Origin of the sequence: Massilia sp. Root335 (genome assembly GCF_001425685.1) — a bacterium.
GTDB classification, from domain to species: domain Bacteria; phylum Pseudomonadota; class Gammaproteobacteria; order Burkholderiales; family Burkholderiaceae_D; genus Telluria; species Telluria luteola.
The window spans coordinates 136,354-148,793 of sequence record NZ_LMCY01000032.1 but is presented as its reverse complement, the minus strand read 5'-3'; the positions used below and the strand labels follow the sequence as shown (position 1 = coordinate 148,793).

The following is a 12,440-nucleotide window of genomic DNA, read 5'->3' as shown; positions in this document are numbered from 1 at the left end:
TTTACAAGCGATCGTTGCTGAACTTGCCGCTTAACTTAACGGCATTAGGCTCTGACCCCGGTTCAAGCTTGCTTGGCCACCGGTTGCGGCCGGTTCAGCAGGCCTTCGGCCGCGAACAGGGCCAGCGCCAGCCAGATCAGGACGAAGCCGACGAGGCGGTCCGGCGTAAAAGCTTCGTGGAACAGCCACACGCCCAGCAGGAATTGCAGGGTCGGCGACAGGTATTGCAGCAGGCCCACGACCGACAGCGGAATCTTGCGCGCGCCCGACGCGAACAGCAGCAGCGGGATCGCCGTGATCGGCCCGGCCGCGACGAGCAGCAGGCGCGTCGTGTTCGAGCCGGTGTTGAGGAACGCATTCTCGCCGTGCACGGTGAGCCAGGCGACATAGGCGGCCGCGAGCGGGAACAGGACCATCGTCTCGAACGACAGCCCCTCCAGCGCGCCGAGCGCGGCCGTCTTGCGCAGCAGGCCGTAGCCGCCGAACGACACGGCCAGCGCCAGCGCGACCCAGGGCACGTTGCCGGCCTGCCAGGTCAGCCATGCGACGCCCAGCGCCGCCACGGCGATCGCCATCCACTGCGCGCGCCGCAAGCGCTCCTTCAGCAGCACCGAGCCGAACATGATGTTGACGAGCGGATTGATGAAATAGCCCAGGCTGGCTTCGATGACGTGGCCGTTGTTCACGGCCCAGATGTAGATGAGCCAGTTGACGCTGAGCAGGACGGCGGAGACGACGAAGCTGCCGAACACGCGCGGCCGGCGCACGGTATGCAGCCAGGCCCACTGGCGCCGCACGGCGAGGACGATCATGAGGAACAGCAGCGACCACAGCATCCGATGCGCGAGGATCTGCAGCGGCGGCACCTCGCCGATCGCATGAAAATACAGCGGAAACAGGCCCCAGCACAGGAAGGCGAGGACGGCGGACAGGATGCCGGTGTTCATGGGAAAGTGGAGCAGGTGAGTGGTTCGACATTATCCCTGAACGGGCGCGGCCGTGCTGGAGGCCCCCCCGTTTCTGACGTGCGCTCAGCCCGTCATCGTTGATGCAGACTCTGAGAAATGGCACCCGGACAGAAAGGACGCACTCTTGCCATTCCTTGTCAATTATTCTATTGTGCAACGCATCAGAACAACAAAACGGTGAAACCTTGACGGCGCAACACAATAAAAGCAGCCTGGCGGCACTGACGCTGGCCGCAGTCGGTATCGTCTATGGCGACATCGGCACCAGCCCGCTGTACACGCTCAAGACCATCTTCGATCCCGTCCACGGGCTGAAACTGTCCACGCCGAACCTCCTCGGCATTGTCTCCCTGATCTTCTGGGGCCTGACGATGATCGTCTCGCTCAAGTACGTCACGCTGGTGCTGCGCGCCGACAACCGCGGCGAAGGCGGCATCATGGCCCTGATGGCGCTCGCGCTGAACTCCGTCACGCGCACGTCGCGCTGGCACTACGTGCTGATGGTGCTGGGCGTGTTCGGCGCCACCATGTTCTACGGCGACAGCGTGATCACGCCGGCGATCTCGGTGCTGGGCGCGATCGAGGGTCTCGAAGTGGCCACGCCCGGCCTGGAAAAATACGTGGTGCCGCTGACGATCGTCGTGCTGGTGGGGTTGTACAGCGTGCAGCGCCACGGCACCGCCGGCATCGGCCGCTGGTTCGGTCCGATCATGGTCGTGTGGTTCGCCGCGCTGGCCGTCATGGGCGTCATCAACATCGTGCAGGCCCCGGTGATCCTGCAGGCGCTGAACCCGCTGCACGCATTCGAATTCATGCTGCGCGAGCGCATGATCGCCTTCGTCGCGCTGGGCGCCGTCGTGCTGGCCTTTACGGGCGCCGAGGCGTTGTATGCGGACATGGGGCACTTCGGCAAGAAGCCGATCCGCTCCGCCTGGTTCCTCGTCGTGTTCCCGGCCCTCGCCGTCAATTACCTTGGCCAGGGCGGCCTGTTGATCACGCATCCGGAAGCGCTCGACAACCCGTTCTTCCACCAGCTCGGCAGCTGGAGCGTGCTGCCGCTCGTGCTGCTGTCGACGATGGCCACCGTGATCGCGTCGCAGGCGACGATCTCCGGCACGTTCTCGATGACCAAGCAGGCCATCGCACTCGGCCTGCTGCCGCGCATGCGCGTGATGCACACCTCCGAGAGCGAGATCGGCCAGATCTACATCCCGGCCGTGAACTGGCTGCAGCTGATCGTCGTGCTGATCGCGGTGGTCGGCTTCGGTTCGTCGGACAAGCTGGCCGGCGCCTACGGCATCGCGGTGACGGCGACCATGTTCGCGACGACGATCCTGACCTTCTTCGTGATCCGCTACCGCTGGCACCTGCCGCTGCTGGTGTGCCTCGGCGCCACCGGCTTCTTCATGATCATGGACATCATGCTGTTCTCGGCCAGTACCCTGAAACTGCTGCACGGCGGCTGGTTCCCGCTGCTGCTCGGCGCGATCCTGCTGACGACGATGCTGACCTGGAAGCGCGGCCGCGAACTGGTGTTCGAGAACCTGGAAAAGCACGCGATCCCGCTCGACGACTTCCTGCAATCGCTGTTCGTGGCGCCGCCCGACCGCGTCGCCGGCACCGCCATCTTCCTGCGCGGCGAAACCGACGGCGTGCCGCACGCGCTGCTGCACAACCTGCTGCACAACAAGGTGCTGCACGAGCGCGTCGTGTTCCTCACGGTGCGCATCCGCGAAGAGCCGTACGTGCCGGAAAACGAGCAGGTCGACGTCGTCCCGCTGGGCCACAACTGCTACCAGCTGAACGTGACCTATGGCTTCAAGGACGAGGCCGACATCCCGCACATCCTGCGCCTGTGCGCGGCCAAGGCGCTCGAATTCGAGATGATGGAGACCTCGTTCTTCATCGCGCGCCAGACCGTGATCTCGGTGCCGGGCCAGGGCATGGCGCCGTGGCGCGAGCACCTGTACGTGGCCATGCAGCGCAATGCCCGCACGGCCGCCGATTATTATCAGATTCCGAGCAACCGCGTGATCGAGCTCGGCACGCAGGTCGAGATCTGACGCCATTACAAAAGCATACAAATCCTCGACAGACGCTTGCGGGACCGGTTGGTAAGGTGCGGGTTTCCATCCGCTAACCCAACCTGTCCCGTAGGAGTCCCATGAAACTGTCCTTCCCGCTGGCCGCCGCCTTCGCCGCCATCCTGACCCTGTCCGCGTGCGGCGGTGGGGGCGGCGATTCGGGCGGCAGCCCCGCCGTCGTCAACAATCCCGCCGCGCTGACCAAGACGGACAGTGCGATCGGCACCGGCGCCGAAGCCGTCAGCGGCGCGCGCGTGCAGGTCAATTACACGGGCTGGCTGTACAGCGCCGCCGCCGCCGATTTCAAGGGCACCAAGTTCGACGCGTCGCAGCCCGGCAAGCCGTTCACGTTCGTCGTCGGCGCCACGGGCACGAGCGAATCCGTGATCCCCGGTTTCAGCCAGGGCGTGCAGGGCATGAAGGTCGGCGGCAAGCGCACGATCGTGATGCCGAGCAGCCTGGGTTACGGTGCCCAGGGCGTGCAGGGCGTCATCCCGGGCAACACCGGCCTCGTGTTCGAAGTCGAGCTGGTGAAAGTCTGCGGCAGCGCCGCCTGCTGATCCGGCACGGAGTCGCGCACGCCTGATTTCGCTCAGGCCCGCGCGGCGTATCGGCCCTTATCGTTGGCACGCCTGTATTCATCCGGAGCCTGCCATGTCGATACGCCGTTGCCTGTTCTCCTTGTGGTTGTCGTTGTGCGCCAGCGCGCACGCGTGGGCCGATCCACAGTACACCGTCGCGCAGTACACCGTCGACTTCCTGCCGGCGGGCTTCGCGCCGGCGGCGCTCAACGACGCGGGCCAGATCGTCGGCACCTATGCTGGCGCGGCCGCGATCCTGTCCGGCGGCACGATCACGAGCCTGGGCGGTGTCGTGCCCGACAGCTACGGCAGCGCGATCAACAACCGCGGCGACGTCGCGGGCTCGCAATACAGTCCGTACAACGGCAGTGCCTTCGCCTATGTGGGCGGCACCGTGGTGCCGGTCGCATCGGGCCTGCCCGCCGACATGTACCCGACCTCGAACGCGCGCGGCATCAACGACGCCGGCATGGTCGCCGGCAACGCCGAGCCCTTCGTCGGCGAGGCGCAGCGCGGCTTTTTGTACGACAGCGGCGGCATCCACCTGATCGGCACCTTCGGCGGCGACTGGAGCTATGCCGCGGCCATCAACGCGTCCGGCGCGGTGACCGGCTCGGCCACGCTCGTCCCCACGCAAACCCCGGTCGACCCGGACCGCCACGCCTACATCTACCAGGGCGGCACGATGCAGGACCTCGGCACGCTGGGCGGCCTGCGCAGCGAAGCCTACGACATCAACGACGCCGGGCTGGCGGTCGGCTGGTCGGAGACGAACGTCGACCCGGACAACACCGCGCTGTCGCGGCCCTTCGAATACCGCGACGGCCACCTGGTCGACCTCGGCTCGCTGGGCGGCACCTGGGGCTATGCGCGGGCGCTGAACAATGCCGGCGTCGTCGTCGGCGCGTCGGACCTCATCACCGACGTCGGCTGGGGCTACCATGCGTTCATCTATCTCGACGGCCACATGGTCGACCTGAACACGCTCGTGGCGGGGGCGAACGGCTGGGAAATCATCGACGCCACCGACATCAACGACGCCGGCCAGGTCCTGGGCCGCGCGTGCCGCCTGGGCACGTGCGCCGACGTCCGCCTGGACCTCGTGCCGGCCGTGCCCGAACCGGGCAGTCGGGCGCTGCTGTCCGCCGGGCTCGCCCTGCTGGCCTGGCGCCTGCGTCGGCGCCGCGCGCGATCGCTCGCGGCACTGGGGTGCGGCCTGATCCTGGCCGCGCCGGCCGCGCTGGCCGACCCGCTGTACAGCGCGACCTTCCTGCCTTCCAACTTCACGGCCTACGGCATCGGCAACGACGGCAGCGTCGTCGGCAGCGGCGCCAATGCGGACGGCGTGGGACGCGCCTTCGTCTGGCAGGACGGCGCGACCACCTTCCTGCCGACCCTGGGCGGCCCGTCCGCCTATGCGACCGCCACCGACAACGGCGCCGTGATCGGCGCGTCCCTGTCCGGCGACGTCACGCGCGGCTTCGTCTATCGCAATGGCGACATCCAGGGCATCGGCACGCTGTACGGCGGCGACAGCGTCGCCTACGGCATCAACGCGGCCGGCCAGGTCGTGGGCGATTCCACGGATACGTCCGGCAACAGCCGCGCGTTCCTGTACAGCGGCGGCACGCTGACGGACCTCGGCACCTTGGGCGGGACGGACGCCCGGGCGCGCGCCATCAACGATGCCGGCATGATCGTCGGCGGGTCCCAGCCGGGCCCGGGTTTCCCGAACGACGGGGCGCACGCCTTCCTGTACCACGACGGCACCATGCAGGACCTCGGCACGCTGGGCGGCGGCTTCAGCTGGGCCGAAGCGATCAACGATGCGGGCCAGGTGGCCGGTTACAGCCTGACCAGCGGCGATGCGGCCTGGCATCCCTTTCTGTACAGCGACGGCGCGATGCACGACCTCGGCTCGTTCGGCGGCGAGTACGGCGAAGCCCACGCCATCAATGCGGCAGGTGTCGTGGTCGGCTATTCGAGTTTTGTCGAGTACGGTTTTTCGCATGCCTTCGTGTATGCCGGCGGTAGCCTGACCGACCTGAACACCGTCACGGACGGCCTCGGCATCCAGGTATTGATGGACGCGGTCGGGATCAACGACGCCGGCCAGATCGTGGCCAACAGCTGCAACGAATTCGGCTATTGCGCACCGGTCCTGCTCTCGCCGCTGCCGGAACCGCCGGCGGCCCTCATGCTGCTGGCGGGCAGCGCGGCGCTGCTGTGGCGCCGCAGGGGGATGCGGCGCTGATCCGTGGCGCCGGCAAAACCGGGAAACTGTTATCTTCGGTTTGCGGCCGTGCCGGGCAGGCGGACCCTCCGTGAACCCTTCCGGGATTCGCCCAGCCGCGGCCAGGGCAATCGGTGCACTCTCGGAGACGACAAATGACCACGACGGATACAGCGGATACGGCGGACTCGCATGCCATCGACAACCTCACACCGCGCCAGCGCATCTTCGCCATCGTCGGCGCGTCGTCGGGCAACCTGGTCGAGTGGTTCGACTTCTACATTTATTCGTTCTGCGCGCTGTATTTCTCGTCGGCCTTTTTCCCCAAGGGTAATCCCACCACGCAGCTGCTGAACACGGCCGGCATCTTCGCGGCCGGTTTTCTCATGCGGCCCATCGGCGGCTGGCTGTTCGGCCGCGTTGCCGACCGCTACGGCCGGCGCAATGCGATGATGATCTCCGTGCTCATGATGTGCGGCGGCTCGCTGATGATCGCGGCGCTGCCGACGTATGCCACCATCGGCACGGCGGCGCCGTTTCTGCTGCTGGTGGCGCGCCTGTTCCAGGGCCTGTCCGTGGGCGGCGAATACGGCACCAGCGCCACCTACATGAGCGAGGTGGCCCAGGCGGGGCGCAAGGGTTTTTTCGCGTCGTTCCAGTACGTGACGCTGATCGGCGGGCAGCTGGCGGCGCTGCTCGTGCTGGGCATCCTGCAGTTATTCCTCACGCACGACGAACTCAAGGCCTGGGGCTGGCGCATCCCGTTCGTCGTCGGCGCCTGCGCCGCCCTCGTGTCGCTGTACCTGCGCCGTTCGCTGCACGAGACGACCACCGCCAGCGAGCGCAAGAGCGAGGCCGCCGGCAGCGTCGCGTCGCTGCTGCGCAACCACCGGCGCGCATTCGTCACGGTGCTCGGATTCACGGCCGGCGGCTCGCTGATCTTTTACGCGTTCACGACGTACATGCAGAAATACCTCGTCAACACGGCCGGCATGAGCACGGAAACGGCGAGCCGGATCATGACCGTCTGCCTGCTGATCTACATGCTGCTGCAGCCGGCGTTCGGCGCGCTGTCCGACCGCATCGGCCGGCGCACGTCGATGATCCTGTTCGGCGCGCTCGCCGCCATCTTCACGACGCCGATCATGACGACGCTGCGCCACGTGTCCAGCCCATTGGCGGCCGGTGCCCTGATCATCTGCGCGTTGGCGATCGTCAGCTTCTACACGTCGATCAGCGGCCTGGTCAAGGCCGAGATGTTCCCCATCGAGGTGCGCGCGCTGGGCGTGGGCCTGTCGTATGCCGTCGCCAACGCGATCTTCGGCGGCTCGGCGGAATACGTGGCCCTGTGGTTCAAGCAGGCCGGCCACGAGCCGTATTTCTACTGGTATGTGAGCGTCATGTGCGCGCTGGCCTGCCTCGTCGCGATCCGCATGCCCGACCCGGCGAAGTCCGGCCTGCTCAAATGACGGCGGCCGGACGCAGCATGTCGATGTGCAGGATGCCGTCCTCGTCGTACGGGGCGGACACCGTGCGGAAGCCGAAGCCCGCATAAAACGCTTCCAGGTGGGCCTGGGCGCCGATGCGGATCGCGTGGCCCGGATGCAGGCGGCCGGCGCAGGCGATGCCTTGCGCGACCAGCTCGCGGCCCAGTCCCGTGCCGCGCGCGGACGGGCTGGTGACGACGCGGCCCAGCGACATCTCGTCGTATTTCGCGCCCGGCGCCAGGCAGCGCAGGGTGGCGACCAACTCGCGCTTGCCGGCGACGGTCTTCCAGCCGAGCAGGTGGTGCGCGCCCGGATCGAGGCCGTCGATGTCCGGGTACAGACACGCCTGCTCGAGCACGAACACCTGCTGGCGCAGCGCCAGCATCTCGTACAGCGCCGCCGCCGTCAGGTCGGCGAAGCCGCTCCACTGCCATTCGATCATCATCATTTCCAGGTTCAGGCCGCCGTCTCGAAACCTTCGAGCACGTTGACCACGTTGACGCCAAGTTCGGGCACGACCGAGCCGCCTTCGAACACGAAGACGCTCGGCAGGCCGAGGAAGCCGATGCGCTCGCCGATGCGCAGGAAGTCGCCGCTGCCGAGGCCGAAGTGCGAGCGCGGATCGCCGTCGAAACGGTCGACGCCGAGCGACACGACGAGCGCCTGCGGCGCGAAGCCGGCCATGTTGATGCAGGCCGTTTCGAGCGCGGCGAACCATTGCGCCGCGCCGGTCCCGCGCGGCAGCGGCACGTTCAGGTTGTAGCCCAGGCCGGCGCCTTCTCCCGTCTCGTCCGCATGTCCCGCATAAAACGGATAGTCGGTGCGCGGGTCGGCGTGGATCGACGCGAACAGCACGTCCTTGCGCCGATAAAAGATGTCCTGCGTGCCGTTGCCGTGGTGGGGGTCGAGGTCGAGGATGGCCACGCGCTGCAGACCGTCGTCGAGCAGGTGCTGGGCCGCCAGCGCCGCGTTGTTCAGGAAGCAGTAGCCGCCGAAGTAATCGGCACCGGCGTGGTGGCCGGGCGGGCGCGTGAGGGCGAACGTGCCGCGTTCGCCCAGGCGCAGCGCGTGCGCCGCATTGATCGCGCAGTCGGCGCCCGTCTTGGCCGCGGTCCACGTGCCCGCCGTCAGCGGCGTGCTGCCGTCGAAGGCATACAGGCCGAGGCGGGCCGCAAAATCGTCCGGTTCGACGTCGCGCCGCATGCCCTGCACGGGCCACACGGACGGCAACGGGTCGCGCTCGGCATTGCGCGGATCGAGTGCGAGCCACGCGTTCCAGGCGCTGCGCAGGAAGTGCAGGTAGCGCGGCGTGTGCGTGCGTTCCAGCGACGTGAGGGGCACGCCGTGCGGCGTGACGATGCGGCCCAGGCCGCGCCGCGTGAACTCGTTTGCGACGAGGTCGATGCGCTGGGGCGGCTCCGATGCGCTCGCGTGCTGGGCGTGGTGTTCGTTGAAAAAAGTGAGCAAGGGGCGCCTCGGTTCAGTCATCCACCGACGTGCATGTTGAGATGTCGACGCCCGCGTGTCAGCTGTTACGGCACAGTGTACTACTGTTGTACGCCGCCACGAAGTCGTCGAACGACCCCGTGTCCGTCGCCTCGATCTGCGCCTGCTCGGCCAGCGACGCCTGCGCCATCTCGTCGAACAGGGCCGTCTCCGCCGGCATCAGCGGATCGGCGCGGAACGCCTCGGCGTGCAGCTCGCTCTGGCGCAGGCCGAACTGCGCGAAGGAGCCGAGTGCGCGCACTTCCTGCAGCACGCGCGCGGACGGGGTCTTGTCGGGATCGAGGACCTTGGCCTTCTGCGCGTTCAGGGCGTCCATGTGCGCGCCCTTGTAATTGTGCTCGTGGTCCAGCAGTTCGGCGATGGGGCGGATGCGTTCCAGCAGGTCGTCCGCCCAATCCGTGAGCAGCACGTCGTGGTCGTTGCGCGTGAGGGTCAGGCCCGGGCGGCGGCCTTCCTTCACGGTGCGCGCGAAGTTGCGCGCGTGGATCTGCCCCTCCATCGCATTGATCATCGGGCTTTCCTCGAGCGCGCAGAACAGCAGGAAGGCGTCCAGGAAGCGGCCCGTCTCGAGCGCGATGCCGACCGGTTCGAACGGGTCGACGTCCAGGCAGCGCACCTCGATGTACTGCACGCCGCGGCTGCACAGCGCCTGCACGGGACGCTCGCCCGTGCGGATGACGCGCTTGGGCCGGATCGTCGAATAGTATTCGTTCTCGATTTGCAGGATGTTGGTCGACAGCTGGACCCACTCGCCATCCTTCTTCGTGCCGATGTCCTCGTACGGCGGATACGGGCGCTTGACGGCGTCCATCAGCGACGTGACATAGCTTTCCAGGCTGTTCTCGTGCGGGCGCAGGCCGGATTGCGCGTCGTTCTGGTAACCCAGGTCGCTCATGCGCAGGCTGGTCGCATACGGCAGATACAGCGTGTCGTCCGACAGCGTGTCGAGATTGTGTTCGCGGCCGCGCAGGAAGCCCGTCGACAGCGTGGGCGACGCGCCGAACAGGTACATCAGGAGCCAGCTGTAGCGGCGGAAGTTGCGGATGGTCGCGATATAGCTTTCGGACTGGAAGTCGCGCAGGGCGTTGCGGCGTTCTTCCGGAATGCCTTCGTTCTCCGCCAGCAGCTTCCACAGCGCTTCCGGCAGCGAATAATTGTAGTGGATGCCGGCGATGCATTGCATGGCCTTGCCGTAGCGTAGGGCCAGGCCGCGGCGGTACACATGCTTGAGCATGCCGATGTTCGACTTGCCGTACCAGGCGATCTCGATGTCTTCCTCGGACGGCAGCTCGCAGGGCATCGACTGGCTCCACAGCAGCTCGCCGTCCAGCCTGGAATAGGCGTGGCGGTGGATCGAGTCCAGGCGGTGCAGCGCCAGGCCGATGTCGTGCTCGGCCGGCGTGATGAATTCGAGGAGCGCTTCCGCGTAATCCGTCGTGATCTGCGGATGGGTCAGGGCCGAGCCGAGTCGGACCGGATGCGGCGTCCGGGCCAGGTGGCCCTGGCCATCGACGCGCAAGGTCTCGCGCTCGATGCCGCGCAAGCCTTGCAGGAGCAGGCCGCGGTGGGCATCGTCGTCCAGCAGGGCCAGGCGGCGGGTCAGTTGGTTCGACACGAGGTTTCCTTTCTTATACTGCCTTCAAACGCAGAGAGTAACCGAAATTGGCCGAGTGCGCCGGGCGCCCCTCAATATGACATTCCGGTTAATGGAACAGCGCCGGCTCCGATGAAACCGGCGCCGCCGGCGCGGGCGCGGAGGGCGTATTCTGCGTGGCGATCCAGCGGTCGATGCGGCGTTCCAGCAGGTCCAGCGGCAGCGCGCCGTTCTCCAGCACGGCGTCGTGGAAGGCGCGCACGTCGAAGCGCGCGCCCAGCGCCGCCTGCGCGCGCGCCAGCAGCGCGACGATGCGCAGCTGGCCGATTTTATACGCCAGTGCCTGGCCCGGCCGGGCGATCATGCGGTCGACTTCGACCTCGTTGTCGGCGCGCGGATTGGCCGTATTCGCGCCCAGGTAGTCGACGGCTTGCTGGCGCGACCAGTTCAGCGCATGGATGCCCGTGTCGACGACGAGGCGCGCGGCGCGCAGCTGTTCGTCGGCCAGGCGGCCGAACTGCGAGAACGGATCGCGCATCAGCCCCAGTTCCGGCCCGAGGCCCTCGGCGTACAGCGCCCAGCCTTCGCCGAACGCGGGATACCAGGCGTGGCGGCGGAATGCCGGCAGGCCCTCGATGGCGTGGGCGCGCGCGACCTGCAAATGGTGGCCGGGGACGCCTTCGTGCAGGGCGAGCGTCTCGACTTCCCACAGCGGCCGCGTGTCCAGGCGGCTGGTGTTGACGACGAGGGCCGCCGTGCGCGCCGGCGTGCCGGCTTCGTAGTAGGCGCCGCCCTGCGTGTCGGCGCCTTCCTGCTGCACGGGTTTTACCGCCAGCTCCTCTTGCGGAATGACGCCGAACAGCAGCGGGAGCTGGGCGTAGACGCGCGCGATGGTGCGCCGGTAGCGTTCCAGCAGCGCGTCGGCGCTGGTCGGGAACAGGCGCGGATCGCTGCGCGCGAACGCGACGAATTGGGGATAGCTGCCCTTGAAGCCGGTGCGCACGGCCGTCGCCTCCATCTCGGCGCGGATGCGCGCCACTTCGCGCTCGCCCAGCGCGTGGATCTCGGCCGGTGTCAGCGCCGTCGTCGTCGCGGCCTGCACGAGATACGCGTACCACGCCGCGCCGCCGGGCAGGTTCGTCGCGCCGATCGTCGTGCGCGCGGCCGGCAGGTAGTCGGTGCGCACGAAGTCTTCCAGCTTTTGCAGCGCGCCCGCCGCCGTGCGCAGGGCGGCCGCGCCGTCCAGGGCGAGCTGCTTGCGCGCTTCTTCGTCGATGGTGGCGGGCAGGCGCTGGAACGGCGCGGCGAGGGCGCCGTCCTGCATGTGCTCACGCATCGCGCGCAGCTGCGCGGGCAGGCCGGCCATGATGGCTTTCGGCGCCGTCCAGCCGGTACGCATCCCTTCGCGCATCTGCTCGATGATGCCGTCGACGTGGCGCGGCAGCGCGTTGAGGCGCGCGATGTAGTTGCGGTAATCGTCCTCGGTAAAGAACGGCATTTGCGCGACCAATTGGGGAAAGCGGATCTGCAGGCCGTCCTGGGCGCTGATCGGCTGCGGGTCGAACGCCACAAAGGCGGCGCGCGCGAGGAGGCGTTCCTGGTCGCCCGTGAACAGGTCCCAGGACAGGCGGTCCTGGCCCGTCAGTTGCGCGCGGTCGATCTGGCGCGCGAGGTCGAGCATGCGGCGCGCGTGGTCGGCGGTGGCCGTGTGCGCGGCGAGCGACGTGTCGGTCAGCAGGGCGTCGTAGCGGTGGTCGCCGACGCTGGTGGCGAATTCGGGCTGGTGCTTGAGGCGCCATTGCCAGTCGCGCTCGAACAGGGCCTGCGCCTGTTCGGCGGCGCCGGCCGGGGCGGGCGTGGCGACGTCCGCGGCGAGTGCGACCAGGGGCCCCAGCAGGATGAGGGTCGCGAACAGTCGACGCATCGTGTGGCTCCGGGTGGTGGACCGGGCATTGTAACAAAGCGGGCAGGCGTGCCGCGCCGGGGT

General features: G+C 67.7%; 9 protein-coding genes. 4 read left to right on the top strand and 5 right to left on the bottom strand.

Features of this window, described 5'->3' with window-relative positions; translation table 11 throughout:
* Positions 1-62: 62 nt before the first annotated feature.
* Positions 63-947, bottom strand: coding sequence for an EamA family transporter RarD (gene rarD, locus ASC93_RS18030; RefSeq protein ID WP_056445250.1), 885 nt, complete (start codon positions 945-947; stop codon positions 63-65).
* A 206-nt stretch (positions 948-1,153) separates the two neighbouring features.
* On the opposite strand from rarD, the gene ASC93_RS18025 reads away from it, so the two are divergent.
* The 4 genes from ASC93_RS18025 to ASC93_RS18010 all read left to right on the top strand — a co-directional run bounded on the left by ASC93_RS18025 (position 1,154) and on the right by ASC93_RS18010 (position 7,335).
* On the top strand, positions 1,154-3,031 hold the full coding sequence (locus ASC93_RS18025; protein ID WP_056445247.1) for a potassium transporter Kup: 1,878 nt from the start codon (positions 1,154-1,156) through the stop codon (positions 3,029-3,031).
* Between the two features lie 101 nt (positions 3,032-3,132).
* Complete coding sequence (locus ASC93_RS18020; protein ID WP_056445244.1) at positions 3,133-3,612, top strand: FKBP-type peptidyl-prolyl cis-trans isomerase; 480 nt, start codon at positions 3,133-3,135, stop codon at positions 3,610-3,612.
* Positions 3,613-3,706: 94 nt separating this feature from the next.
* Complete coding sequence (locus tag ASC93_RS18015) at positions 3,707-5,887, top strand: DUF3466 family protein (RefSeq protein ID WP_082548133.1); 2,181 nt, start codon at positions 3,707-3,709, stop codon at positions 5,885-5,887.
* Between the two features lie 134 nt (positions 5,888-6,021).
* Entirely contained in the window at positions 6,022-7,335 is a 1,314-nt protein-coding gene (locus tag ASC93_RS18010; RefSeq protein WP_056445238.1) for an MFS family transporter, read from the top strand.
* Here the strand turns inward: ASC93_RS18010 and ASC93_RS18005 are convergent.
* The 4 genes from ASC93_RS18005 to ASC93_RS17990 all read right to left on the bottom strand — a co-directional run bounded on the left by ASC93_RS18005 (position 7,328) and on the right by ASC93_RS17990 (position 12,377).
* Positions 7,328-7,795, bottom strand: a complete 468-nt coding sequence (locus tag ASC93_RS18005) for a GNAT family N-acetyltransferase (protein WP_056445277.1) — start codon at positions 7,793-7,795, stop codon at positions 7,328-7,330. The two genes, ASC93_RS18010 and ASC93_RS18005, sit on opposite strands and share 8 nt — an antisense overlap.
* Before the next feature lie 14 nt (positions 7,796-7,809).
* Complete coding sequence (locus ASC93_RS18000; RefSeq protein ID WP_056445235.1) at positions 7,810-8,820, bottom strand: histone deacetylase family protein; 1,011 nt, start codon at positions 8,818-8,820, stop codon at positions 7,810-7,812.
* A gap of 58 nt (positions 8,821-8,878) precedes the next feature.
* Entirely contained in the window at positions 8,879-10,474 is a 1,596-nt protein-coding gene (gene gshA / locus ASC93_RS17995) for a glutamate--cysteine ligase (protein ID WP_056445232.1), read from the bottom strand.
* Positions 10,475-10,562: 88 nt separating this feature from the next.
* Entirely contained in the window at positions 10,563-12,377 is a 1,815-nt protein-coding gene (locus tag ASC93_RS17990) for a DUF885 family protein (protein WP_056445229.1), read from the bottom strand.
* Positions 12,378-12,440 lie beyond the last annotated feature (63 nt).

Bases quoted from the DNA above. Each gene is read 5' to 3' on its own strand.
- rarD (WP_056445250.1), bottom strand. From the start codon at position 947: ATGAACACCGGCATCCTGTCCGCCGTCCTCGCCTTCCTGTGCTGGGGC.
- ASC93_RS18020 (WP_056445244.1), top strand. From the start codon at position 3,133: ATGAAACTGTCCTTCCCGCTGGCCGCCGCCTTCGCCGCCATCCTGACC.
- ASC93_RS18015 (WP_082548133.1), top strand. From the start codon at position 3,707: ATGTCGATACGCCGTTGCCTGTTCTCCTTGTGGTTGTCGTTGTGCGCC.
- ASC93_RS18010 (WP_056445238.1), top strand. From the start codon at position 6,022: ATGACCACGACGGATACAGCGGATACGGCGGACTCGCATGCCATCGAC.
- ASC93_RS18005 (WP_056445277.1), bottom strand. From the start codon at position 7,795: ATGATCGAATGGCAGTGGAGCGGCTTCGCCGACCTGACGGCGGCGGCG.
- ASC93_RS17990 (WP_056445229.1), bottom strand. From the start codon at position 12,377: ATGCGTCGACTGTTCGCGACCCTCATCCTGCTGGGGCCCCTGGTCGCA.